Genomic DNA, 23,320 nt, shown 5'->3' on the forward strand with positions numbered 1-23,320 from the left:
ACATTATTGAGTTAGCTTCGCGACATTCTCTTCATACTTCTTCTGCTGGAACGCCACCACTTTATCGAAGCCGAGCTTCTCGCGGTCCTGCAGGAAATCATTGAAGATCACATCGAAATCCTCATCCGACTTGGACAAAATCATCTTCGGCAGCGCCTTGCCCCACTGCTGGCGAATCTTCTGCGAGATGATGCCTTCTTCTGTTGTGCCTTGCGGATTCAGATTGCTGAAGGCGGAGAAGTTATGCGTCTTCCCTCTTGTCCAATCCTCCAGGATGGTGTATTGCTCTTTCGTAGGCGGAGCCCATCTGAGCCACATGCTGTAGTCGGTCATCATAAAATAGCTGTATTGTGTGCCATAGTCGAACTCCGTCTCGTCGATAACCTTCTGATACAGCTGGTCTTTGCCGTCAATCGTATCATAGGTTACCCCTTTTTCACCAAGGGCGAAGTCCTTCTGGCCTTCCTCGCTGATCATATACGTCAGGAACTCGATCGCTCTCTTCTTATCCTTCACATCCTTGGAGATCAGCGTGAGGCCCCAGCCTCCGATTTCCGGTCCGCTCAGTGTCGGCGGCTCCAGCTTCGAGTTGGAAGGTCCGTCGATCGACATGTAGATGCGGCTTGGGTCCTTCTGGTATACGATGTTTTGCTGCGAGCTCATGTCCTTCCATTGGAACAGCATCGCGAAGTAGCGTCCTTGCGCGATCTTCTCTTCCATCTGCGGTCTCTTGTCGATGAAGATGTCCTTGGACAGCAGTCCTTCGCTATTCGCTTGGCGGAAGGTTTTCAGCCAGCTGATGTACTCAGGATTAGTCGTGCGGTCGTTCAGCTTGCCATCTACCTCTTGCGGAATCGCAAGGAAGTTCTGCAGGTAGTTCTCCAGCGCGTAGTTGCCTGTGTCGGTGAACTCATGCAGGCCAAGCGGAATAAGCGGCTGGCCGTCTACTTCCGGGAACTTCTCCTTCGCAAGCTTCAGCGCATTGATGAAGCCTTCCGGCGTTCTCATATCCGGCTTGCCAAGCGCTTCATACATATCCTTGCGAACCATGAAGGTTTGCGTGGATGTGAACAGCGATTCGTTCGCCGCATAATCCCGCGGAGACGACGAGTTGTTCGGATAACCGTAGAAGTTGCCGTCCGGCTCAGCGAACCAGGAAGCCTTGGACGGGTCGATTACTTTGTAGAAGTACGGGTCATACTGGTCTGCCAGCTCGTTCAGCGGCAAGACCATCTTGCCTTCAATCAGACGCTTCACCGCGTCGTCGTTCGCATCCAGCGTAATAAGATCTGGCAGCTTGCCGGAGGCGATCATCGTGTTGATTTTCTCGTTTTCGTTGCCTGCCGGTACGATCAGATTCAGGTTAACGCCTGTTTTCTTCGTAATATACTGGGATGTCGGGTCGGAGCCCCATTTCTTTTGGAACCAGGAGTAATTCAAGTACCAATCGAACGTAATCGGGTCGGTATTGTCCTTCCAGCCCGGCGCATCCGGATTAAGCGCGGTTTGCTCCGCAGACGGCTTAGGCGTCTCGCTGCTTTTGTTGCCGCCATTCGAGGCACAGCCCGCCGCGGTCAGCAGCAAGCTGATCAATGTAACTGCGGTAATGAATTTACGCATAACTGCCATTATTGATACCCCTCTCTATGATGATTATATATGCTCTCAGCTTTGCCTGGCCAATAGCATTGCTGTGAAAGCCTTCTCTATTCTTTCATGGAGCCAATCATAAAGCCTTTGACAAAATACTTTTGCAGGAAAGGATATACAAATACGATAGGCAGCGTCGCCACAACCATCGTAGCGAGCTTGACCGATTGCGACGTGACCGTCTTGGTTACGCCCGTTACGGTCGAGACGATCTGATTGGAGCCGGACAGCGCCACGATCCGGTATAGGAACGTCTGAATCGGCTGCAGGTTCGGATCGTTGACATAAATCACGCCGGCAAAATAATCATTCCATTGATACACGCCATGGAACAGCGCGATCGTGGCCACAACCGGCATCGAGACCGGTATAATGACCCGTACGAAAATGCTGAAATCGTTGGCGCCGTCCATCTTGGCCGCTTCCTCCAGGCCGTACGGAATCTCGCGGAAGAACGTCATAAAGATAATCAGGTCGAAGAAGCTGAACATGGCTGGGATAATATAAACCCAAAAGGTATCAAGCAAGTGCAAGTCACGCAGCAGCAAGTACTGCGGAATGAGCCCCCCGCTGAAAAACATCGTGATCGTGCCGATAATAAGATACAGCTTCCGTCCTGCCAGCTCCCTCTGGGAGACCGCATAGGCGACCATCGCTGTGAAGAAGACGTGGATGAAGGTGCCGAGCACCGTCTTCGCGACCGTAATGCCGAAGGCAGTCATCAGACCATCGTTTTTGAACACGGTCGTATAGCTCTCCAGACTGAACACCCGTGGAAGCCAATAGATGCCCCCGCGCATGGCGTCCGTTCCTTCATTGAAGGAATTGATAAGCACATACCAGACCGGATAAAGCGTTGCGAAGCAGATCAATAGCATGACCAGCATATTAAACCAGTCGAATATTTTTTCTGATCGTAAGCGTGTTTGCATAGTCCGTCCACCCTTTAAAATAATGATGTGTTATTGAGTCTTTTGGTGATGCTGTTCGCCGTGAGCAGCAGAATAAATGCGATGACTGACTTGACGAGCCCAACGGCTGTAGCATAAGAGTAACGGCCTTGCGAGATGCCGATCTGGTAGACATACGTATCGATGACGTTGCTGGCTACTTCGTTCAACTGGTTTTTCAGCACGAAGATTTGATCAAAGTTCGAGTTCAGAATGCCGCTGACTGCCAGGATGAACAGGATGGTGATAGTGCCCTTGATCATCGGGAGCGTAATGTAGTACATCTTCTGGAACCGTCCTGCGCCGTCAATCGTCGCCGCTTCGTACAGCTCTGGAGACACCCCCGTAATCGCTGCCAAATAGATGATGGCGGACCAGCCGAGCTCCTTCCATATATCCGAGCTGACGATGATCGTCCAGAAGTAGCTAGGCTCAGCCAGATAGCTGATCGGCTCATGGATGAAGCCTAGCGCCAGCAATACTTTGTTTATGATGCCCACATCCGCAAGCCAGGTTGTCAGAATGCCGCCCAGGATAACCCAGGAGAGAAAATGCGGCAGGTAGGAGATGGTCTGTACCGCTTTCTTGAAGCGAACCGACCGCAGCTCGTTCAGCAACAGCGCGAACAGGATTGGCATCGGGAATCCGATCAGGAGCTTCAGCAAGCTCATCCCGAACGTGTTCTTAATGACATAGCCGAGGCTGTCATCCTCGAAAAACTCTTTGAAGTGATAGAGTCCCACCCATGGCGCGGAGCTGATGGATTGAACGATGTTGTATTCCTTGAATGCGATGATAATGCCGTATATGGGGATGTAGTGGAAGATGATCAGCCACACCATGCCCGACAGCGCCATGAGCTGCAGGATCTTTTGCCTTTTCAGTTTTTTGAAGAAGAGAGCCGCCTTGTGTACGCGGGTTGCTTCATTGCCGTGCTTCTCTGGGATGGTAACCTGTGAGTCCATCGCGGCATTCCTCCGTATCTGTTCCTATCTCGTTTTGGTATTCCAAGTATAGAACAGGTCGCAGAACGCTCATAAGGAGGGAGATTTCGTTTATGGTTGCAATTTTTCAGGTGAGGGGGATGGCTGAGCGCGCACTGCGCAAGAAAATATTCTTACGATCGCTGTTGTATCCGGATTCCCTTGAACGATTTGCTTAGGGTGGAATCCGGATACAAAGGCGAACGCTACGCTTCTACAGAACATTTTCTTGCTCCGTTTGCTCTCAGCCATGGAGAGGGAAGAGAGAAGACCGAACGAAAGTACTCTATGCTCTTCGTTTTCGGTTGCAATTTTTTAAGGCAAATTCATAGCTGGGCGACACACTCGCAAGAAAATATTCTGTGTTGCATGGCTGGACACAAACTGCGCAAGAAAATATTCTTACGATCGCTGTTGTATCCAGATTCCCTTGAACGATTTGCTTAGGGTGGAATCCGGATACAAAGGCGAACGCTACGCTTCTACAGAACTTTTTCTTGCTCCGTTTGCTCTCAGCCATGGAGGGAGTTAAGGGAGACAACCAAACCGAAACTGACCTATAATTCGTTTTGGGTTGCAATTTTACAAAATAAGTTGAAATTCGAATACAAAGGCGAAACGCTACGCTTCTACAGAACATTTTCTTGCTCCGTTTGCTCTCATCCATTTGAGGGGAAGGGAGAAGACAGAACGAAAGACTCGCTGCTCTTCGTTTTCGGTCACAAAAGTTCAAAGCCGCAAGCTCCAGGCAGCTTGGCCCGGGAACTTGCGGCTTTTTCGCTTCACTTGTGTGTTGTGGGCAAGCGATGCCCTTCGTTAGTGCATCATTGATTTATTGGATTCACTCGATTTGACATGCTTCATAAAGAACGATATGAACAAGGCAATAATCGTCATTGCGCCGGCGAATATAAATGCGCCTTTGATGCCAAATACGAAGGAAGCCGGCAAATGCTCGATCATCGCGGGATCGACTTGTCCCAGATTAAGGCCACCGCTCATATCAAAGCCCTTGTCGCGCAAGAAGCTGGTTTGACCCATCGACAACATCGTCATCGCCAGCGCACTGCCAATCGCTCCAGCCACCTGCGTCAATGTGCTCATAATGGCCGTTCCATGCGGGTAAGCCTCTGCCGGCAGCTGATTCATGCCATTGGTTTGCCCCGGCATCATGACCATAGACAAAGCAATCATAAGCACGCAATCCAAGACGATAACAAACATGGTAGAGGAAGAAAGCGAAATCGTCGAGAACAGGAACATGATGATACCGACTAAGATTAACCCGGGTATAATTAATTTTCTTGGTCCGTATTTATCAAATAATTTGCCCATAAATGGAGCGAGCACACCGCTTATAAGCGTGCCAGGCAACAAGAGCAGGCCAGCCTGCAACGGATTTTTGCCAAGGCCGCTCTGCAGCAGCATCGGCAGCAACAGCATGGATGACAGAAGCAGCATCATGACGACAACAAATAGGACAACCGACAACGAAAACATCCGATAACGGAACACACGAAGGTTCATAAGCGGTGATTCAATACGGAACTGGCGCCAAGTGAAGAGGATAAGCCCTAGCACGCCAACAATAAAGAAAGAGATAACCAGAATATTGTCCCAGCCAATTTCGCCGGCTTTACTGAAACCAAATAATAAGCTGCCAAAACCGATAGTGGAAAGCACGATAGATAGTAAATCGATTTTTGGACGCGTAAGCTCCGAGATATTTTTCAAGAAAATAATACCGATAAGCAGCGAAACAAACAGAATGGAGCTGGAAATCCAGAATATCCAATGCCAAGACAGCTTTTCAATGATCAAGCCGGCAATGGTTGGACCGGATGCAGGCGCAAACGTCAGCACTAGCCCCATCAATCCCATAGCCGCACCGCGCCTCTCCGGCGGGAACAGGATCAGTATGGCATTTAACATAAGCGGCATCAGCAGGGCTGTACCCGAGGCCTGAAAAATGCGAGCCGCTAGAAGCACCTCAAAGCTGGGCGCCAAGCCGGCAATAAGCGAGCCAAGTGTGGATAAAGAGAGAGAGGCAATAAAAAGCTGTCTCGTGGAAAACCATTGGAGCAACAGACCTGACACTGGGCCCATAATACCGAGTACCAGCATGTAACCTGTCGTTAGCCATTGTATGGTAGTAGGACCCACCTGCAATTGCTTCATCAGCTCCGGCAGCGCAATATTCAGGGCTGTTTCACTGAACATGCCTATAAAACAGCCTAATAATAACGAAATCAGAATCGGCGTTGTGCTTGCTTGTTTGGGTGCATTGGTTTGAATAGATGCTTCCATGTCTCACTCTCCGGTTCATTATGACTAAAAATAGTTGTGGTTTAACAGAGTATCCGATCAACTAGAATACTAGGGTCCGGCGGCCGCAGCAGATTTCTGGGAACAATGCTGATAACTAAAAGCTTCATGCAGGTAGTGCATAAATTCCGGCTCCAAGCAGATCGGAAAGAAATGCCGCTCTGCCTCCTCCAGCACTTTCCCTACCTCACTTGTCGATAGCTCATCAAGAGCTTGTCCCAGCATTCTCTCGAACATTGCCTTCAGAGCATGCGTGCGCTCCCGAACAAGTGAATGTTCCGGGGCGAGCCCTTGCTTGGACATAACCAGCAGATCATTAAGTCCTAGCGTCACCTCGCGTTCTGCCTCAAGCCGTTCTTCCACGCTTGCTCCATTCATAAACATCGTTTGCATGATTTCTTCCGGCAGACGCTCAGAGAACCACTGCATCTGCTCTCCCTCATGTTGAATGGAATGGATCATCATCATAATGAACCCGGGATCAATCGTATCGTTATCCTTCACGATCGCCCTTACCCGTTCAATGGTAGCCACAATACGCTGGATATGCCGCTGCTTCTGCAGCAGAAGCTCATATTGCATCTTCAGAGAAGCATGAAAATCTTTGCTGTCCTGCTCCAAATACTTGCCGATGTCATCCAAGGAATAGTCCAAATATTTTAAGGTCAAAATTTTATGGAACCGCAGCAAGTCCTCATCGTCATAAATCCGGTGTCCCTGTTCATTGTGGCGGCTTGGCCTCAGCAGCCCTTTGCGGTCATAATAGCGCAGCGTGCGTTCCGTCGTTGAAGTCAATTTCACGAGCGAACCAACGGTATAATAAGACTTGTTTATCCTTCTCAACCCCTTTCTAGTGCCAGTATATCGCCTGACGCTGCGTCAGGCGCAAGCTGTTTCTTTGCTCTAAAAAACGCAATAAAAAATGATTTCCCGCCGCCCAGAAATCATTTTTTATAGTTCAATATAGCTCTTTCATCTATGAGCATAAAAAAAGGCAACCTTCTCATAAGGTTGCCTTCGTCATATTTAACCGATCATTTTCAGCAAGGTCGACAGACGGTATTTCTCAAATACAACAGAAACCTCATCCATCGGAACCGACCAGGCGCAGTCATCGAACTGGCATTCAATCGGCACCTCAATATTAATTCTGGCGAGCGTTCTGGACAAATGCAGCATATCCAAATCGGCTTCAATCTTCGCCTTCACGCTCTTCGGCAAAATGTCGAGATTGCTGAGAATGCCGTCTATAGATTCATATTCAGCAAGCAGCTTTAAGGCCGTCTTCTCACCAATGCCCTTCACGCCAGGGTAGTTGTCGCTCGTATCCCCTGTCAGCCCCTTCATCTCAATGACTTGGAACGGCTGAATGCCCTTGTCCTCTCTGAGGAAGTCCAAATCATACACGGCATAATTGGACCTGCCTTTTTTCATGATGATGACATGAACATCCTCGTTCACGAGCTGCAGCATATCCTGATCGCCTGTAAGAATATAGACTTGTCCGACCGTGCGGAACATTCGAGCAACCGTACCGATGCAATCATCCGCCTCGTATCCCTCAAGTCCGATGTTCGGGATTTGAAGAGAAGCAACAAGCTCTTTCACCAGCGAAAATTGCGGAATCAAATCCTCAGGAGCTTCAGGACGATTGGCTTTGTAGTTGGAATACAAATCCGTTCTGAAGGTCTTGCTCCCCATGTCCCAGCAGCAAATCACATGAGATGGCTTGAATTCATTCACCGCATCAAACAAGTACTGAAAAAAACCATAAATCGCATTGGTAGGCGTTCCGTCCTCAATTCTTCTAGCGCTGTACGACTGCGCAAAGTAAGCTCTGAACAGCAGCGCCATTCCATCCACGACAAGTATTTTGTTGCGTTCCATTGCTATTATCATCCCCTGTCCCAACATCTTTCCTAATTGTAGTATGAGCTGAGGGTGCGGAGCAATGTTAATTTATGTTGTGAGCCATGCACACCGTACTCTGCCAAGCTAGGAATTAACCTCTCCCCGGATAAAGCGTCCGATTCGCGCCGCCGCTTCCAGCAGTCTGCTTTCGTCTTCCACTAGCGCAATCCGGACATAACCTTCGCCCTCTGAGCCAAAAGCCTCGCCTGGCACGACAACAACGCCTGTCGCCTTGAGCATTTCCTGGGAAATGGTTCTCGAGGTCCATGCCGCCCCCATGTCCCAAGCCATCTCCGGCAGCTGCGCCCATACGAACATTGTCGCTTTTGGCGGCTTAATGTCCCATCCTTCCGAACGCAGCGCATCCAGGAACAGATCGCGCCTGCGCTCGTACAGCTTGCCGACCTTCGGCTTGCCAGGCGCAGCTATGGCTTCTTGAAGCGCTGCGACAGCCGCTTGCTGAATCGGATAGAAGGCCCCATAATCGATATTCGCCTTCAGCTCGCGCAGCGCGCCAACCGCTTCCCGGTTGCCCGCCAAGAAACCGATTCGGCAGCCCGCCATATTAAAGCTCTTGGACATCGAATGAAATTCCACCGCTTGCTCAGCAGCGCCTGGCAGCTCAAGAATGCTCGGCGGCTCGTTGCCGTCGAAGCCCATCTCGGAATAAGCAAGATCATGAACGACCAATACATGGTGTTCCTTCGCTTTCGTAAGCACCTTCTCGAAGAACGCAAGATCGGCTACAGCGGACACCGGATTATTGGGATAATTAATGAGGATGAATTTGGCACGATCCCATTGTTCCTCAGTGATAGCGCCCAGATCGGGAAGGTAATCATTCTCCTCCCGCAGCGGCATCAAGATCGCTTCGACGCCAGCAAGCGCCAGTGAGCCTGCATAGATCGGATAACCCGGATTCGGCAGCAAGGCCGCATCCCCCGGATCGCAGATCGACATCGCCAGATGGGCAAGTCCGTCCTGCGAGCCCAGCAGCGTGACCATCTCGCTGGCGGGATCTACGGTGACGCCGAAGCGGTGTTTCATCCAGGCAGCAGCTGCTTGCTTGAAGGGCATCCCGTCCTTGGTTGCCGGATAAGCATAATTATCGATCTGGAGCGAGGCTTCCGCCAGGGCGCGCCTGACCGTCTCCGAAGGCGGCTGATCCGGGCTGCCGATGCCAAGGTCAATGATATCTGCCCCTCCTCTCGCCGCTTCCGCTTTCCATGCCGCCACCTCCGAGAAAATCGAAGAGCCGAGCGCCGAGAGCCGCTCCGAACGCCATGCCTTTACGCCGTGTTGGGCACTCATCATGAACGTCCCCATACCTGCTCGTACTGGTCTTCCTTATAGCCTACCGTGACCTGCTTGCCGTCCGTTACGATCGGACGCTTGATCAGCATCCCGTGCGAGGCGAGAAGCTCCAGCTTCTCTTCCTCAGACATGCCTGCCAGCTTGTCCTTTAGCCCTAGCTCGCGATACACTTCGCCAGACGTGTTGAACAGCTTCTTAATGTCCATGCCGCTGATCTGAAGCAGCTGCTTCAGCTCCTTGGCTGTCGGCGTATCCTCCACGATATGGCGGGTTGTGACCTCGTTTCCTTTGGCCTTCAGCGATTTGATCGCCGCTTTGCATGTGCTGCATTTCGGATATTCAATAATGGTTACTTTACGATCTGACATAACTATTCTCCATTCTCCTTCCGGTATTCATCACTTAAAGCTGCTCATTGTCCCGCTCCAAGCAGCTGCTCCAGCATCGCAAGCTCAGCTGGCAATGGCGCATGCCACTCCATCGGCACTTTTGTGATCGGATGAACGAATCCCAGAATTTCCGCATGCAGGGCGTGGCGACCGGCAGCAAGCTCCCATTCCTCCACACGACCATGCTCCGAACCATAGAATTTGTCTCCGATCAGCGGACATCCGATATGGCGCATATGTACACGTATTTGATGGGTTCGTCCCGTCTCCAGCTTCAGCCAGACTGAAGCAGCCCCCGATTCGCCTGATCCCGAATAGGAAGCAATCACCTCATAATGCGTGACGGACGGATAGCCGTCCGGCCTCACTACGCGCAGATGCGGCTGCTCATCGTCCCGGTCAATCGGCTCATCGATTGTGCCGGCAGCCGGCTCGGGCACGCCATACACGTATGCGCGGTACAGCTTTGTGACAGCCCCAGCTTGCAGCTGCTCCGACAGCTGCTGGTGCACATAGCCTGTTTTTGCAATGGCGACCAGTCCCGAGGTCTCCTCATCCAGCCGGTGAATAGGACGGAAGCGGACCCGCTCCCCTTTCTCCTTCCAATGATGCACGACTCCGTTGGCGAGCGTGTTCAAGTAGTGGCCGTGGGTCGGATGGACAATCATGCCCGCCGGCTTGTTCACGATCAGCAGATCATCGTCTTCATATACCACTTCTATCGGAATGGGCTGAGGCAGGATGTCCTCGGATTCCTCCTGCTCCATTCGCAATCGGATCATATCTCCAGCCTTAGCTATAGCCGTCGTATAGACCCGCTGCTCATTCACCGTTAGTCCGTGCTCAGTCAGCTTTACTTGCGAGAGCAGCTTGCGGGATACGCCCAGTCTGCGCTCTAATATCGTCCGAACCTGCTTGCCGTCATCCGCATCCGTAACCTCGACGACAAGCGGGGCGTAGTAGCGCCCGTTCCATTGTTCCATTGCCGCTTCAGCCTTTCTCCTCGGTTGCGCTTTTGCTCTTGGCCTTTCCCTTGCGGAATACTTCCTTGCTTCTCACATATTCCGTGTCCGGTTCGCCAAGCTTGTAGTTGGCGACGCGGGCTGCTGCGAAGAAATAGTCAGACAGACGGTTCAAGTAGATCAGCACATCCTGATTGATCGGATGCTCGCCCGATAACGTAACCACTCGCCGCTCCGCCCTGCGGCATACCGTCCTGCACACATGAAGCATGGAGGACAATGCGCTGCCCCCAGGCAATATAAACCGTGTCAGCTCCGGAGCTTCCACTATATAGCGGTCAATCCACTCCTCCATTCGGACGGACGGCTCCCCATTCATTTTGAAAGGCGCTCCTTCCTTGGCATACGCCAAATCCGAGCCGCAGTCGAACAGCTCATGCTGGATGTCAAGCAAGTAGTCTGCCATATCCTTAAGCGATTCATATCGGGCCGCTTCGGCTTGCGCCAGACCCACGAAGCTGTTGAGCTCGTCGATCGTGCCATAAGCCTCTACGCGGATATCATCCTTGCCGACTCTGCCGCCAATAAGCGACGTCTGGCCTTTGTCGCCTGTCTTCGTATATAATCTCATCCGTTCCCTCCTCAATCGTCACACAGGCGCATTGCCCGCTCGCAATCTATGATCCAAATATAGCAACAGCAGGCCGGATGGACTCCTGACCTGCTGATCGGCTAGCCTTGCTTTAATTGATGTACGAAATTGCCGATGCGATCAAGCGCTTCGGTCAATTGCGTCACGGATGTCGCATACGAGCATCTTAAGTGGCCTTCGCCGCCGAGACCGAACACATCGCCCGGCACCGCCGCGACGCCCGCTTCTTCCAGCAATCGCTGGGCGAACGTCTCACTCGACATCCCCGTGGATGCGATCGAAGGGAATGCATAGAACGCGCCTTGCGGCTCATGGCAATCCAGTCCGATCTCCCGGAAGCCCTTCACGACCAGCCTGCGGCGCTGGTTATAAGACTCGACCATCCGGTCCTTCTCCTCCAGACCGTGCTGGAGCGCCTCAAGCGCAGCATATTGCGCCATAATCGGAGCGCACATCACTGTATATTGATGAATCTTGAGCATCGCAGCGATAATCTCTTTATGCCCGCAAGCATAACCCATCCGCCAGCCCGTCATCGCGAACGCCTTGGAGAAGCCGCTGACCAGAATGGTGCGGTCCTTCATTCCCGGCATCGATGCGAAGCTGACATGCTTCTCCCCATAAGTCAGCTCGGCATAGATTTCATCCGAAATGACGATGAGGTCGTTCTCTTCCACGAGCTTTGCGATCGGCAGCCAATCCTCATAGGTCATGATGCCGCCCGTCGGATTGCTCGGATAACATAAGATAAGTACTTTGGAGCGAGGCGTAATGACCGCTTGCAGCTGCTCTGCGCGCAGCTTGAAGTTATCCGCCGCGAACGTCTCAATGCCAACCGGCACGCCGCCGCTAAGCGCCGTTATCGGTGAATAAGAAATATAGCAAGGTTCAGGTATCAGAATCTCGTCGCCCGGCGTAATGAGCGCGCGGAGCGCCAGATCGATCGCTTCGCTGCCTCCTACCGTCACGAGAATCTCGCTTGCCGGATCATATTCGACCGAAAACGAGTCATCCAGATATTGCCCGATCGCTTCCCGAAGCGCAGGCATTCCCGCATTCGACGTATACTGGGTCTTGCCGGACTCCAGCGCGTATACCGCCGCCTCCCGCACATGCCAAGGCGTAACGAAATCAGGCTCGCCGACGCCAAGCGTTATAATATCCTTGCGCGTGCTGACCAAATCAAAAAACCGGCGGATTCCCGACGGTTTGATGTCTCGAACCAGAGGAGACAAATAGTCAGCCATCGATTGACGTTGCACAGGGATGGAGGTTCCTTGCGATTTCCCCTTAATCATCACCATCACCCTTTATGTTACGGCGATACCATCAACCGATGGTCACCTTCGTTTTCCTCGAAGATGATGCCGTCCTGTTTATATTTTTTCAATATGAAAAAGGTCTTGGTCGAAAGCACCGCATCAATCGGCGACAGCTTGTTGGACACGAAAGAAGCGACTTCCTTCAGTGTCTTCCCTTCAACCTCCACCAGCAAATCATAGGCACCTGACATCAGGTAAACCGATTTCACTTCAGGGTACAGATAGATTCGCTCGGCGATGCCTTCGAATCCGCGGCCGCGCTCAGGCGTAATCTGCACTTCGATCAAGGCCGTCACTTTCTCATCGTCCACTTTGCTCCAGTTCACGACCGTCGCGTATTTGACGATAATATGCTCTTGCTCCATCGCGGCGATGGCTTCCTTCACTTCCTCTACCGGATGATCCAGCATGGTCGCGATCAGCTCCGCGTCCCTGCGGGCGTCTTCCTTCAGCAGTTCCAATACTTTCAACTGTAATTCGTTCATGCCAAAGCTCCTTCCAGCTCGCCTGCGGTTATAAAAAATATATTACACCTAATCCCCTTTTCCTGCAAAGAAAAAGTAAATAAAAAAAGACCCCGAAGGGTCTTAGCTGTAATACGGCTGCTGCTGGCCGGATTGCTGCTGCTGGGCTGGATTAAAGAACGCCCCTTGCTGCGATCCGCTCAGCGACTGCTGAAGCTGCTGCTTTGTTTTCTGGGCAGTCTGCTTGTATTGCTGAGCTTGCTTGTCCAGCTCTTGTCTAAGAGCCGGGGACGCTGTATTGTACATGTTGCTTTGCTGCATCGCCTGGAACAGTTGTCCTTGCGCCTTCAGCGTATTGTCGAGCAGCTTGGTGAACAACTGGCGGATATCCGGACAAGTAGACTCTGTCGCCGCTGTTGCGTACTCGCGCACGACACGCTTCAGATCCGACAGCACGGTCGAAGCCAGATCTTCCTCCGTCAGTATGGATTGCGATTGCTGATTCATCTTATTCCCTCCAAAACAATATAGGATCACATGCGTTATTGAGGCTGGGTTGGCGCCATCTGCTGATGGTGCTGAATCGCATGCATGAGCGAATCGTAATGCTGTTGGTGCATCTGGATCATCTGGGAGCAGCAGTTCTTGATCGCCGGTGTTGTAGCCACCGAGACGACCGCCGCGCATTGCTTCATAAGCAAGTCCTCATTGGACATCGAATCCGCGATATATTCCAGTTCCTTCGCTGTCATAGCCTGCAGCATCGTAATCCCTCCTTTTCCCTAGAATTGCTGACTTCCGTATTATGAGCTAATTCCCTTATTTTATGTGCCGCTTTCCAAGTCGAATTTCCCCGTATCTGTAAGGTCCAAATGAACTTCTACTTCTGCCAGCAAATCCTTATCGGGCTTCCACTCCTTGCCCTTGACATGCTGCTTCCAGTAGCCATGATGATAACGGTACAGATAATGCTGGAGCTGAAAAACATCCATGCCTTTGCCGACTCCGTAACGGTACGTCGATTCAATCTCTTCCTTGACTCTGGTCTGGATAGAGCTTACGATCTCGCTCTCCGTCATTTGGCCGTCCAATTCGATCACATGTCCCGTCAGACTTATCGTCAATCGAAGAGATGCCTGATCCGGCGAAGCGGACTTCATCTGGATGCGGAACTTCGATTTCGTAATGGATACCGTCGCTTCATTCGGCCCTCCACCCGCTTTTATGAACACCTTCTGGAAGGCTTCGTCCAGCCAGCGGACGCCGAGCAAATCCTTTTCCGACGCAAAACCCTGATATTGAAAATTTTTGAAGACAAACACTCCGTCTATCAACTGGGTATTCATCTTCTTTTTGCCGTGCTGCCAGTACTTCTTCGTCGTATTCAGGGCGGGCATCAGTGTCGTCATTCCAGGCTCTCTCAGCAATTGAACCGCATTTTGCATTTTGAGCGGCTTCAAAAACGTGTACTGCTTAATATGGGGATCAGGCAAATAAAGAATGCTGTTCAGCGGCGACTGGTCGAAGAAGTTTTCCGTCGTTAATACCTTCTCCAGCTCCTCGTCCGTACCGTAAAGCAGCGACGTATATCTGGACGCCCGCTGCCGGTTCAAGCCGTCTAGCACATCCGCTATTTTGCCAAGCGCGCGTTCATGGACAACAATCGCCTTCAAGTGTTCCAAATTCAGCGTCGTATAGGCGCTTCGGCTCAAATTGTAAAACGCCAGCAGCACCGAATCCCCTTTACCCTTCCCGACCCAAGTTTTTTGGTTGTGCGTCTGCGGCGACTCTGTTTTGGCTACCGCTGCAAAATTAATCATTTGGGTATAGAGGTGGTACTCGCCATTCACATAATCAACGCCTATTGCAGAAATATAGCTGACGTCCTGCAAGTTCACTTCATCCCAACAGCCGGCCAGCAGCAGGCAGGCAGCCGCCAAAGTGCCTGCTGAAACCAGCTTAAGCTTCTGCATCAATCCCTGCCGGTTGCTCTCATTCATGGCCGCTTCCTCCGGTTCGTACGCAAATCCCATGGCTTCTGAATCAGCGAAGCTACAATATCCTTGATCCGCAGCGGCGCAATCGGCTGCAAGTAAGGCTGACCGAACGACTCAAGCGAACACATATACAGCAAGAGCGCGAACATACCGGCGAAAAAACCGAACATGCCAAGAACCGATGACAGCATCAGAATAAATATTCTAAACAAGGTGACCGATCCCGCCAGCGACTGATTGACCAGCGTGAACGTAGAGACTGCGGACACAGCTGCCACGACAAGCATCGTGGGTGAAGTCATGCCGGCCCGGATGGCCGCATCGCCAATAATAAGCCCCCCTACTACGGAGACCGTTTGTCCCACGGGCCTCGGCAATCGGACGCCGGCCTCCCGGAACACTTCAAATAATGTCAGCATTAGAAACATTTCCATCGTAGCCGAGAGCGGCAGCCCGATTCGGGAGATCGTCACGGTTGCCAGAAGAGTGAAGGGCACCTGGTCCGTATTAAAGGACGACAGGGCAACCCAAAACCCGGGCAGAAACAGAGACAGCAAGAGGCCCAGAATGCGAAGCAGTCTCTCAAGCGTCACATAATAAAACGGCAGATGGGAATCCTCCGGCGATTTGATCAGGAGAAGGAGATTGCCCGGACCAATCAATGCAGCCGGAGAGCCGTCGACCAGAATTGAGAACCTCCCCTTCATCAGGGATTGCACCACGTAATCCGGCCTGCCCACGTAGTCCATCAACGGGAATAAGGCCAGCGGCTGATCGGCCAATCTCTCCTCCAACTCCCCTGCTCCATTCAATGAAGGGAGATCAAGGGAGCGAATCCGTCTCCTTACCTCGTCAATCAGTCCGGGCGGCGCCTGCCCCTCCATATGCATCAACGCGATTTCAGTCTGGGTTTCCGAGCCAATCTTGTGGTATTCAATATGCAGATTAGGGGTGCGCAGCCGCTTGCGGACTAGCGCTATATTAATGGACAGCTGCTCTACGAATCCGTCCCGCGGTCCCTTGAGAGACACTTCCATCGAGGATTCTTCAGGCGTACGGGCAGGCTGGTTCGCAATATTACATTCGTAGAAGCCTTCTTCTTCCGAGAACGCAATAATGACGCTCCCGGCGAATAGACGGGCATAGATGTGATCATGGTCACGGGCATCCAGGGAGACAAAGATCCGGCTTGGATGCTCAGCCTGCGAGATCTCCGGAGACAGAGGCGACTCCGGCGTCTCCTTCCACTTCTCCAATGTCGGAAGCAGGCCGAGGTGATACATCTGGCTGTCGATTAACCCGTCGCAGTAGAATATATAAGCCTCCCGCTTGCGGCTTCCTCCGATATGGACCGTTTGCTCCATTACATCGCTGCAAGGACGGACTCTCTCCCGGAACTGCTCAAGCGTCAGCGGGTCGCAATGATCCCGGCTATTTCCAGTCGGCTCTTCCTTTTGCAAATTGCCGCTCATTGTCTCACCTGCCGTTTCTTCACAAAGCTTATCGCATAGACCGCTATGATCAAGCTCATCGTGACTATCCCGAAATAGTGAAAGCCGAAGCCGATTACTAGCCGATATTGAATCATATGGTTCGTCCAATAGATCGCCATCCCGCATAGCAAAATGCCAATAATAGCCGGGGCCAGCCATTTATGCTTGGATTTGCTTAACGGATTAAATTCCAATATAAGAAACATGGACAACGATATGCGGATTAAAGCCCCCGAGAGCCACTGGAATATGGCGAAAAAATCGACATGCTCAAAATAACGCCCGATCGATACAAGCCGCCATTGAGAGAACGCCGGATACCTCATCTTTTCGGCTTCTCCCGGCCCGAATTCGGATATAGCGCCTGTCAAGGGACCTACAGCTAGCAAGCCAAGAAATAAAACCAGAACAATCATATGCCAGCGCTTATAGCTTTTTTTTAAGTGGTGCTGCATGAACAGAAGCATGAACAGCTCGCTAAATGCGGTCAGGCAATCGATAGACGCCCTGACAACAGGCGAGAATCCGTATTCGAGCATAGGCAGCAAATACCGGTAATCCTTGTGCGGCATATTCGTCGACATCACAAAATCGCCGAGCACGATGACCATTGGCAAGAGCAGGCAGCTCATGTAGGCTATCGTTCTTAGTCCCTTGCAAGCTGCGTACAAGCATAAAGCCAAAAATACAACTACCACTACATATGTAGGAGTGTTAGGCAAATAAGTGGTACCTGTCCAGGATGAAGTGACAATCAAGGTTTCAGAGGCAATTAGAAACATGAGGATAAGAAAATAGCCGAGTATGATCCATGCAATAACAGGATGCACGCGATCCTTCAGCCATTTATCGAATCTCTGATGACTCATCTTCTTAAGCAGATTGAAAAAAGGTATAGCCGTCCATGGCAAAATAACAAGAAAAGCAAGGATGACTGCCATCCAGGCATCCCGCTTCGCGATCGTCAGAAGGATGGGAACAATCAGCACATGGTTGACCAGGCCAACCGATAATATCAATATGGCAACAGCCGGAATTAATCCAAAGGGTTTCACATTCATGGCATTCACTTCCTCACAACCAAAAGGTTGCCCAGAAGCGAATGCCAAAATGCATATGGAGAGGTAAAATATGATAGCTAAGGGGTTGTAAAAGAGGGTTTAGAATACATCCATGCTCAAGTAGCGCTCGCCTGTATCAGGGGCAATGCACACGACGCGCTTGCCTTCACCCAGGCGCTTCGCCACCTGCATCGCCGCCCATACGGAAGCGCCGGAGGACGGGCCTACCAGAATGCCTTCCTTGCGGGCAAGATCGCGCATCGTGCTCAAAGCATCCTCATCGGAGGCTTGGATAATTTCGTCGTACACCGATGTGTTCAGAATGGCTGGCACAAATCCCGGGCTGGTGCCTACCAGCTTGTGCGGACCAGGCTGGCCGCCTGACAGAACAGGCGAGCCCATCGGCTCGACGACAGCTACATGAATGCCGGGAACGAGCGCCTTCAGCGTCTCGCCGGTTCCGGTAATCGTACCGCCAGTGCCTGCCGTTGCCACGAACGCATCCAGCCGTCCATCGCATTGATCCATAATTTCCAGAGCTGTCGTGGAACGGTGAACATCGGGATTGGCTCTGTTCTCGAATTGATTCGGAATGAAGCTGCCGGGTATGCCCGCACGAAGCTCTTCCGCCTTGCGGATCGCGCCCGGCATCCGCTCCGCTGCCGGCGTCAGCGCCACTTCCGCGCCGTAAGCCTTCAGCAGCTTGATTCGCTCCGCCGACATATTGTCCGGCATGACCAGAATCATCTTGTAGCCTCTTGCAGCGGCTGCCATGGCAAGTCCAATGCCCGTATTGCCGCTGGTAGGCTCGATTACCGTATCGCCCGGCTTGATCAGGCCCTCCCGCTCCGCTGCCTGAATCAGCGAGAATGCGGCGCGGTCCTTTACGCTGCCGCTCGGATTGAAGCGCTCCAGCTTCACGCACACATCGGCGCTTCCCGCCTGCGCCATCCGGTTCAATTGCACAATCGGCGTATGGCCGATCAACTGAGTCACATCTGTTACTGCTCTAGCCAATAGTCATCCTGCCTCCGTTCATGTTCCTATCGATCTGCGGCCGGCTGCCGCCGAGTATCCCCCTGCTGCAAAAAAGATCTCATCCACCACCAGCCCGCAATCGGGACAAGTCCAACCGCAAGCATAAGCCAGGTAATCGCCTTGGGTGAATGATTATTCGGTATAACAATCAAATAAGCGGTTAAGCCAATCAACCGTCCTGTTGTCAGCGCCATCTCACGCAATACAATATACTCTTCGCGGTGGGCGGCGCTTTCCTGATTGCGGCCGATGACATCGAATACTTTGGTCGTCATCGGAATCATATAGAGAGGAAGGAATAGCGCTGTGCCTATGCCGAACACCAGCAAAGTCGAATACGATACTCCCCAGAACAGCGGCACAATCACAACTCCGATCATCAATACTCCAGCCAGCATCGACCAGATCAGCCGCAGCTTGCCCATCCATTTGCCCGCTGCCCCGAAGCTGATCAGCGCAACCAGTGATGTAATGAGAGAGTAGAGGCCAAGCTTGCTCTCGTTGCGAGTCGCGATGTAGACGGTAAGGCCGACGAGAAACATAAAGACGCCTTCCCTGACGCCTTGCGCCGCAATCGCGGGGAACAGCCGGCGCCACGGATTTCCCTTCTCCTTCAATTGCCTCAGACCAAGCGTCCATTCATACCGGCCTTCGCCATGCCGCTTCTTAAGCCAGAAGCTAAGCACGACGCCCAGCCCGAATATGGCCAGCGACAGCATGAAGATGACACGGTACCCTCGTTCGCCTTGCATCGACGTAATAATAAAACCCGATAGCCATGGAGCCACGATACCGGCTGCCGAGCCTAGAAGTCCAGCCCAGCCGTTATAGCGGTTGCGCGTATCGGGATCCGTTACTTCGAAGTATACGACATTAAAGGCAAGCCAGAACAGGCCCATGGCAATTCCGCTCAGCAAGCCGAGCAGAACAGCCCAATCCTTGGCTCCTTCGCCAAGCAGCAGAACGACGCAATAGAATATGCCGGACAAAGCAATGCCCGCCCGCAGGCTGTGCATCTTGTTATGCTCCTTCACCCATTTGCCTGCAAGCCAGAACGTCAATCCTCCCAGCGCGTATTGGGCAAAGGTGAACCAGCCGATAATCATATACGAGCCGCTCGACTTCCATAGGTAGACGGGCACAAATGTGCCGGACAAGGCGCTTGAAAAACCGTACAGGGCTTGTACCACAAGGAGCAGAATTGCCTGCTTCTCCAATGCTTTTGCCAAAACGACACCTCCAGAACACAAAGAATCCGTGTTAAAGACATTCGTTTTGTAACATGCCCTGATGCCGGAGCACCCATGCCCGTCCAATATTGGCAGCGGTATTAAGAGTTAGCCTCCAGCCGGCTTACCATCTCTTCGCGGTCGCGCGGACTTAAGAAGGATGCGGTATGGTAACACGACGGACATACGTACAAGTGAATCGTATACGGGTTGGGCAGCACCGATATGCCGATCGCCTGTGTCTCAGTCGGCTGATAGCCGTCTCCGCCGATCTTCTGCGTGCCAGTCTCGATCATATATTCACGGCATGCCGGACATTCCGGAACTTCAAGCTGCTCATCGATTATGCGCTGAATGACGCCTTCGGCCGCCAGCAAGCTGCGGCTGCCGCCGCGGAAGCCGTTCTCGTCATTCATCCAGCTTGTATCCTGCTCGTCCTCTTCCTCTTGCCAATCCTCATCGTCGTTGTCGTCATCGTCTTTCGCTTTCCCCTCGCCGCTTGCGAGTCCGACCTGTACGGAACGATAGCCGCCCAGTTCATTCTCACAGTGCGGACAATGCGTCTCCGGACCAACTTCTTCATCCCAAATAATTTCTGAATGGCACCACTGGCACACCTGGCTTTGTTGCTCTTGCATAAGGTACATCCTCTCTAAATGTTAATCCAATAAATAATGCCTACAATAAAAAACAGAATGGATATGACGAGCAGCGTCACCCACAAATACTTCATGCCTCAAGCCTCCAGCTCTACACGATAATTGTCGCCCCGATGACATAGGACAGCGATACCGAAATAATCATGGCGATAAAACCGACGGCCCGATTATCCTTCTCGATCTCCTCGTCAATTCGGAACACGGGTGTCAAAAATTCAAATAAAAAGTAGGCGACCAGCAAAATAATGAAGCCAAAAGCGCCCCACAGCAAGGAATGATAGATGGAATCATTGGATTCGATCGAGAAGCGGAATATGTTGCAGATGCCGAAGATCTTCCCGCCGGTCGCCATTGCCACCGCCATATTCCCCTTCTTGATTTCTCCCCAGCACTTGTATTTGGTTACAAGCTCAAAGCAAGATAAAAATACGATAAGCGACAGCACTGTAACCGATACAAAGGCGAGCGTCGCCGCATACGGGTTGTCAAGCAGCTTATCGATCTCCGTTCCCATGAAACGTCCCCCCTATTTCAATTCAGCGACAGTCACGCCTATGCCGCCTTCGCCATAGCTGCCGTTGCGGAAGCTCTTCACATGCGAATGCCTGCGCAAATATTGCTGGATGCCCGTTCGCAGTACGCCCGTGCCTTTCCCATGAATAATATACACTTGCCCGAAGCCCGAAAGGAAGGACTCATCGAGAAAACGGTCTACTTCCATAATAGCCTCTTCCAGATTCTCGCCCCGGAGATCCAGCTCCATACGGACATTATCGTCTCTGGTGCGCTTCAAGCTGGCTGCCGCTTTCGGCTGCGCGGACTTCTCCGGCGCCTTCTGCTTCACAAGCTCCATGTCATCCAAAGCTACCTTCATCTTCATAATGCCAAGCTGAACGGTAGCGTCCGTACCATGTATATCGACCACTAGCCCTTTCTGATTCAGGCTGTAGACCATCACTTCATCGCCTGCTTCGATTTTTTGCGGCTTGCCTGCCGCGTTGCCCTTGCGCTTCGCGCTAGGCTGCTCCGGCATCGCATCGTCCAGCTTACGCCGCGCTTCGATGAGCTTATGCTCCTTGACGGATGCGCCTTCCTCCATGGCCAGCTTGCGCAGCTCGGCAATGATCTCCTCCGCCTCCCGCTTCGCTTTGGCGACAGCCTCGCGCGCTTCCTCCTTGGCCTTCAGCAGCAGCTTCTCCTTCTGCTCCTCGAACCGCTGGCGCTCCTCTTCATGCTTCGAGCGCAGCTTCTCCATCTGCAGGCGAAGCGACTCCGCCGTCTGGCGCTCCGATTCGGCGCTGAGCCGGTTCTCTTCCAGCGATGCAATCATATTCTCGACCCGCAGATCTTCCTCGCTTACCTCGCCTTTGGCATGGTCAATAATAGAGCGCTGAAGTCCCAGACGCTCCGCTATCGCGAAAGCGTTGCTTCGGCCCGGCACGCCAACAAGCAGCCGATAGGTCGGGCTGAGCGAGGCGATATCGAATTCCATGCTGGCGTTGATAACGCCCTTCCGGTTGTAGGCATAAGCCTTCAGCTCGCTATAGTGCGTTGTCGCCACAATCCGGCTGCCCAGCGCATGGATGTGCTCCAATATTGCGATTGCAAGCGCGGAGCCCTCTGCCGGGTCTGTGCCTGCTCCGAGCTCGTCTAGCAGCACGAGGCTCTTCGACGTCATCGCGTTCAGAATGCGAATGATATTGGTCAGATGGCTGGAGAACGTACTGAGGCTTTGCTCAATGCTCTGCTCATCGCCGATATCGGCGTAGATCGCATCGAACACGCAAAGCTGGCTGCCTTCTTCAGCAGGGACGAACAGCCCCGACATCGCCATCAGGCTGAGCAGGCCGATTGTTTTCAGGGAGACGGTCTTGCCTCCAGTATTCGGTCCCGTCACAATAATGGCGGTGAACTGATTGCCGAGCTCCACATCAAGCGGAACAACTTTGTCCCGGTCAATAAGCGGATGGCGTCCGCGCTTCAGCTTCAGGAAGCCCCGGTCGTTCATGCGCGGCTGCGTTGCCTTCATCTCATGCGCAAGACGCGCCTTCGCAAAAGCGAAGTCAAGCTGTCCCAGCAAGTCGAGATTGATCAGCAAGTCCTCTACATGCTCGGCCGCTTGCGCTGTGAGCTTCTGCAGAATCTTCTCGATCTCGCGCTGCTCCGCCGCTTTTACCTCACGAAGCCGGTTATTCATCGCTACAATCGCTTCCGGCTCGATGAACAAAGTCGCGCCGGAGCCCGACTGGTCATGGATCAAGCCGCCGAAGCTGGAGCGGTACTCTTGCTTCACCGGAATGACATACCGGTCGTTGCGCAGCGTAATAATGGCATCCTGCAGCATCTTCTGCACGGATGAGGAGCGGATCATTGCCTCCAGCTTCTCGCGAATGCGTGATTCTCCCGTTCGGAGCTCCCGGCGAATCGAGCCCAGCTCCGAGCTTGCGCTGTCCATAACTTCGGCCTGCTCATCGATGCAGGCGAATATGGCGTCCTCCAGACCCTTATGCTCGCTGATGCCCTCCGTCAGCGCATCAAGCATCGGAATAGGATGCTCCTCATGCACGATCTCGATATGCTTCTTTACCCGGCGGCCGCCGCGCGATGTGGAGGCGATATCGAGCAGCTCCTGCGGGTTCAGCGTGCCGCCGATCCGCGCACGATGAAGCGGCGCGCTGATATCGACCACGCCGCCGAACGGTGCGCTTCCTTTCAAGCGGTCTGCCGCGTAGGCTTCATCCGTCGCCTGCAGCAGCCGCTTTACGTCCTCCAGCTCCGTCACCGGCTGCAGGCGCTCCGTCGCTGCTTTCCCCAGCGATGTGCTGGCATGAGCGGATAATCTATTTATAATTTTTGGATATTCCAATGTCGTCAATATTTTGGCGTCCAACTTTTAACACTCCTCTCGCCCTTATATTATA

The 23,320-nt window shown here is 52.5% G+C and carries 22 protein-coding genes; all 22 read right to left on the reverse strand.

Going from position 1 to position 23,320, the window contains the following annotated elements; translation table 11 throughout:
* Positions 1 to 3: 3 nt before the first annotated feature.
* A complete protein-coding gene (locus D3P09_RS06200; protein ID WP_120108061.1) occupies positions 4 to 1,629 on the reverse strand; it encodes an extracellular solute-binding protein in 1,626 nt (541 codons plus the stop codon).
* Positions 1,630 to 1,706: 77 nt separating this feature from the next.
* Positions 1,707 to 2,582 (reverse strand): carbohydrate ABC transporter permease, encoded by an 876-nt coding sequence (locus D3P09_RS06205; RefSeq protein ID WP_120108062.1) that lies wholly within the window; start codon positions 2,580 to 2,582, stop codon positions 1,707 to 1,709.
* Between the two features lie 14 nt (positions 2,583 to 2,596).
* Positions 2,597 to 3,565 carry an ABC transporter permease gene (locus D3P09_RS06210; RefSeq protein WP_120108064.1) on the reverse strand — a complete coding sequence of 323 codons (969 nt, stop codon included), beginning with the start codon at positions 3,563 to 3,565 and terminating at the stop codon, positions 2,597 to 2,599.
* Between the two features lie 834 nt (positions 3,566 to 4,399).
* Positions 4,400 to 5,890, reverse strand: a complete 1,491-nt coding sequence (locus D3P09_RS06215; protein WP_120108065.1) for a DHA2 family efflux MFS transporter permease subunit — start codon at positions 5,888 to 5,890, stop codon at positions 4,400 to 4,402.
* 69 nt (positions 5,891 to 5,959) lie between these two features.
* Positions 5,960 to 6,751 (reverse strand): MerR family transcriptional regulator, encoded by a 792-nt coding sequence (locus D3P09_RS06220; protein WP_120108067.1) that lies wholly within the window; start codon positions 6,749 to 6,751, stop codon positions 5,960 to 5,962.
* Positions 6,752 to 6,934: 183 nt separating this feature from the next.
* Entirely contained in the window at positions 6,935 to 7,795 is an 861-nt protein-coding gene (locus tag D3P09_RS06225) for a 5'-3' exonuclease (protein ID WP_207892446.1), read from the reverse strand.
* 108 nt (positions 7,796 to 7,903) lie between these two features.
* The gene (locus D3P09_RS06230; protein WP_243643919.1) at positions 7,904 to 9,133 is read right to left on the reverse strand and encodes an aminotransferase class I/II-fold pyridoxal phosphate-dependent enzyme; all 1,230 of its coding nucleotides are present in this window, start codon (positions 9,131 to 9,133) and stop codon (positions 7,904 to 7,906) included.
* Positions 9,130 to 9,501 carry an arsenate reductase family protein gene (locus tag D3P09_RS06235; protein WP_120108070.1) on the reverse strand — a complete coding sequence of 124 codons (372 nt, stop codon included), beginning with the start codon at positions 9,499 to 9,501 and terminating at the stop codon, positions 9,130 to 9,132. The genes D3P09_RS06230 and D3P09_RS06235 overlap by 4 nt, the downstream gene beginning before the upstream one ends.
* A 44-nt stretch (positions 9,502 to 9,545) precedes the next feature.
* Positions 9,546 to 10,505: an RluA family pseudouridine synthase gene (locus D3P09_RS06240; protein WP_120108072.1), complete on the reverse strand. Its 960-nt coding sequence runs from the start codon at positions 10,503 to 10,505 to the stop codon at positions 9,546 to 9,548.
* Between the two features lie 7 nt (positions 10,506 to 10,512).
* On the reverse strand, positions 10,513 to 11,115 hold the full coding sequence (locus D3P09_RS06245) for a cob(I)yrinic acid a,c-diamide adenosyltransferase (RefSeq protein ID WP_120108074.1): 603 nt from the start codon (positions 11,113 to 11,115) through the stop codon (positions 10,513 to 10,515).
* A gap of 101 nt (positions 11,116 to 11,216) precedes the next feature.
* Positions 11,217 to 12,434 carry an aminotransferase class I/II-fold pyridoxal phosphate-dependent enzyme gene (locus tag D3P09_RS06250; RefSeq protein WP_120108075.1) on the reverse strand — a complete coding sequence of 406 codons (1,218 nt, stop codon included), beginning with the start codon at positions 12,432 to 12,434 and terminating at the stop codon, positions 11,217 to 11,219.
* 17 nt (positions 12,435 to 12,451) lie between these two features.
* Positions 12,452 to 12,943 carry an Lrp/AsnC family transcriptional regulator gene (locus tag D3P09_RS06255; RefSeq protein ID WP_120108077.1) on the reverse strand — a complete coding sequence of 164 codons (492 nt, stop codon included), beginning with the start codon at positions 12,941 to 12,943 and terminating at the stop codon, positions 12,452 to 12,454.
* 102 nt (positions 12,944 to 13,045) lie between these two features.
* Positions 13,046 to 13,429, reverse strand: coding sequence for a spore coat protein (locus D3P09_RS06260; protein ID WP_120108078.1), 384 nt, complete (start codon positions 13,427 to 13,429; stop codon positions 13,046 to 13,048).
* A 35-nt stretch (positions 13,430 to 13,464) separates the two neighbouring features.
* Positions 13,465 to 13,686 carry a hypothetical protein gene (locus D3P09_RS06265; protein WP_120108080.1) on the reverse strand — a complete coding sequence of 74 codons (222 nt, stop codon included), beginning with the start codon at positions 13,684 to 13,686 and terminating at the stop codon, positions 13,465 to 13,467.
* A gap of 60 nt (positions 13,687 to 13,746) precedes the next feature.
* Entirely contained in the window at positions 13,747 to 14,922 is a 1,176-nt protein-coding gene (locus D3P09_RS06270) for a Ger(x)C family spore germination protein (protein WP_165867325.1), read from the reverse strand.
* A complete protein-coding gene (locus D3P09_RS06275; protein ID WP_165867326.1) occupies positions 14,919 to 16,391 on the reverse strand; it encodes a spore germination protein in 1,473 nt (490 codons plus the stop codon). The genes D3P09_RS06270 and D3P09_RS06275 overlap by 4 nt, the downstream gene beginning before the upstream one ends.
* The gene (locus D3P09_RS06280; RefSeq protein WP_120108084.1) at positions 16,388 to 17,473 is read right to left on the reverse strand and encodes a GerAB/ArcD/ProY family transporter; all 1,086 of its coding nucleotides are present in this window, start codon (positions 17,471 to 17,473) and stop codon (positions 16,388 to 16,390) included. Before D3P09_RS06280 ends, D3P09_RS06275 begins: the two co-directional genes overlap by 4 nt.
* A gap of 99 nt (positions 17,474 to 17,572) precedes the next feature.
* Positions 17,573 to 18,490 (reverse strand): cysteine synthase A, encoded by a 918-nt coding sequence (gene cysK, locus D3P09_RS06285; RefSeq protein WP_120108086.1) that lies wholly within the window; start codon positions 18,488 to 18,490, stop codon positions 17,573 to 17,575.
* A 26-nt stretch (positions 18,491 to 18,516) separates the two neighbouring features.
* Positions 18,517 to 19,740 (reverse strand): MFS transporter, encoded by a 1,224-nt coding sequence (locus tag D3P09_RS06290; RefSeq protein ID WP_243643920.1) that lies wholly within the window; start codon positions 19,738 to 19,740, stop codon positions 18,517 to 18,519.
* A 101-nt stretch (positions 19,741 to 19,841) separates the two neighbouring features.
* Positions 19,842 to 20,378 carry a hypothetical protein gene (locus tag D3P09_RS06295; protein ID WP_120108088.1) on the reverse strand — a complete coding sequence of 179 codons (537 nt, stop codon included), beginning with the start codon at positions 20,376 to 20,378 and terminating at the stop codon, positions 19,842 to 19,844.
* 112 nt (positions 20,379 to 20,490) lie between these two features.
* Complete coding sequence (locus D3P09_RS06300) at positions 20,491 to 20,913, reverse strand: DUF350 domain-containing protein (RefSeq protein ID WP_116042230.1); 423 nt, start codon at positions 20,911 to 20,913, stop codon at positions 20,491 to 20,493.
* A 12-nt stretch (positions 20,914 to 20,925) separates the two neighbouring features.
* The gene (locus D3P09_RS06305) at positions 20,926 to 23,289 is read right to left on the reverse strand and encodes an endonuclease MutS2 (protein ID WP_120108090.1); all 2,364 of its coding nucleotides are present in this window, start codon (positions 23,287 to 23,289) and stop codon (positions 20,926 to 20,928) included.
* Positions 23,290 to 23,320 lie beyond the last annotated feature (31 nt).

The sequence above is a fragment of the Paenibacillus pinisoli genome (assembly GCF_003605435.1).
GTDB classification, from domain to species: Bacteria; Bacillota; Bacilli; order Paenibacillales; family Paenibacillaceae; genus Pristimantibacillus; species Pristimantibacillus pinisoli.

Bases quoted from the DNA above. Each gene is read 5' to 3' on its own strand.
- D3P09_RS06300 (WP_116042230.1), bottom strand. From the start codon at position 20,913: ATGGGAACGGAGATCGATAAGCTGCTTGACAACCCGTATGCGGCGACG.
- D3P09_RS06210 (WP_120108064.1), bottom strand. From the start codon at position 3,565: ATGGACTCACAGGTTACCATCCCAGAGAAGCACGGCAATGAAGCAACC.
- D3P09_RS06200 (WP_120108061.1), bottom strand. From the start codon at position 1,629: ATGGCAGTTATGCGTAAATTCATTACCGCAGTTACATTGATCAGCTTG.
- D3P09_RS06240 (WP_120108072.1), bottom strand. From the start codon at position 10,505: ATGGAACAATGGAACGGGCGCTACTACGCCCCGCTTGTCGTCGAGGTT.
- D3P09_RS06250 (WP_120108075.1), bottom strand. From the start codon at position 12,434: ATGATTAAGGGGAAATCGCAAGGAACCTCCATCCCTGTGCAACGTCAA.
- D3P09_RS06295 (WP_120108088.1), bottom strand. From the start codon at position 20,378: ATGCAAGAGCAACAAAGCCAGGTGTGCCAGTGGTGCCATTCAGAAATT.
- D3P09_RS06225 (WP_207892446.1), bottom strand. From the start codon at position 7,795: ATGGAACGCAACAAAATACTTGTCGTGGATGGAATGGCGCTGCTGTTC.
- D3P09_RS06280 (WP_120108084.1), bottom strand. From the start codon at position 17,473: ATGAATGTGAAACCCTTTGGATTAATTCCGGCTGTTGCCATATTGATA.
- D3P09_RS06215 (WP_120108065.1), bottom strand. From the start codon at position 5,890: ATGGAAGCATCTATTCAAACCAATGCACCCAAACAAGCAAGCACAACG.
- D3P09_RS06270 (WP_165867325.1), bottom strand. From the start codon at position 14,922: ATGAATGAGAGCAACCGGCAGGGATTGATGCAGAAGCTTAAGCTGGTT.
- D3P09_RS06235 (WP_120108070.1), bottom strand. From the start codon at position 9,501: ATGTCAGATCGTAAAGTAACCATTATTGAATATCCGAAATGCAGCACA.
- D3P09_RS06265 (WP_120108080.1), bottom strand. From the start codon at position 13,686: ATGCTGCAGGCTATGACAGCGAAGGAACTGGAATATATCGCGGATTCG.
- D3P09_RS06255 (WP_120108077.1), bottom strand. From the start codon at position 12,943: ATGAACGAATTACAGTTGAAAGTATTGGAACTGCTGAAGGAAGACGCC.
- D3P09_RS06275 (WP_165867326.1), bottom strand. From the start codon at position 16,391: ATGAGCGGCAATTTGCAAAAGGAAGAGCCGACTGGAAATAGCCGGGAT.
- D3P09_RS06260 (WP_120108078.1), bottom strand. From the start codon at position 13,429: ATGAATCAGCAATCGCAATCCATACTGACGGAGGAAGATCTGGCTTCG.
- D3P09_RS06245 (WP_120108074.1), bottom strand. From the start codon at position 11,115: ATGAGATTATATACGAAGACAGGCGACAAAGGCCAGACGTCGCTTATT.
- D3P09_RS06230 (WP_243643919.1), bottom strand. From the start codon at position 9,133: ATGATGAGTGCCCAACACGGCGTAAAGGCATGGCGTTCGGAGCGGCTC.
- D3P09_RS06205 (WP_120108062.1), bottom strand. From the start codon at position 2,582: ATGCAAACACGCTTACGATCAGAAAAAATATTCGACTGGTTTAATATG.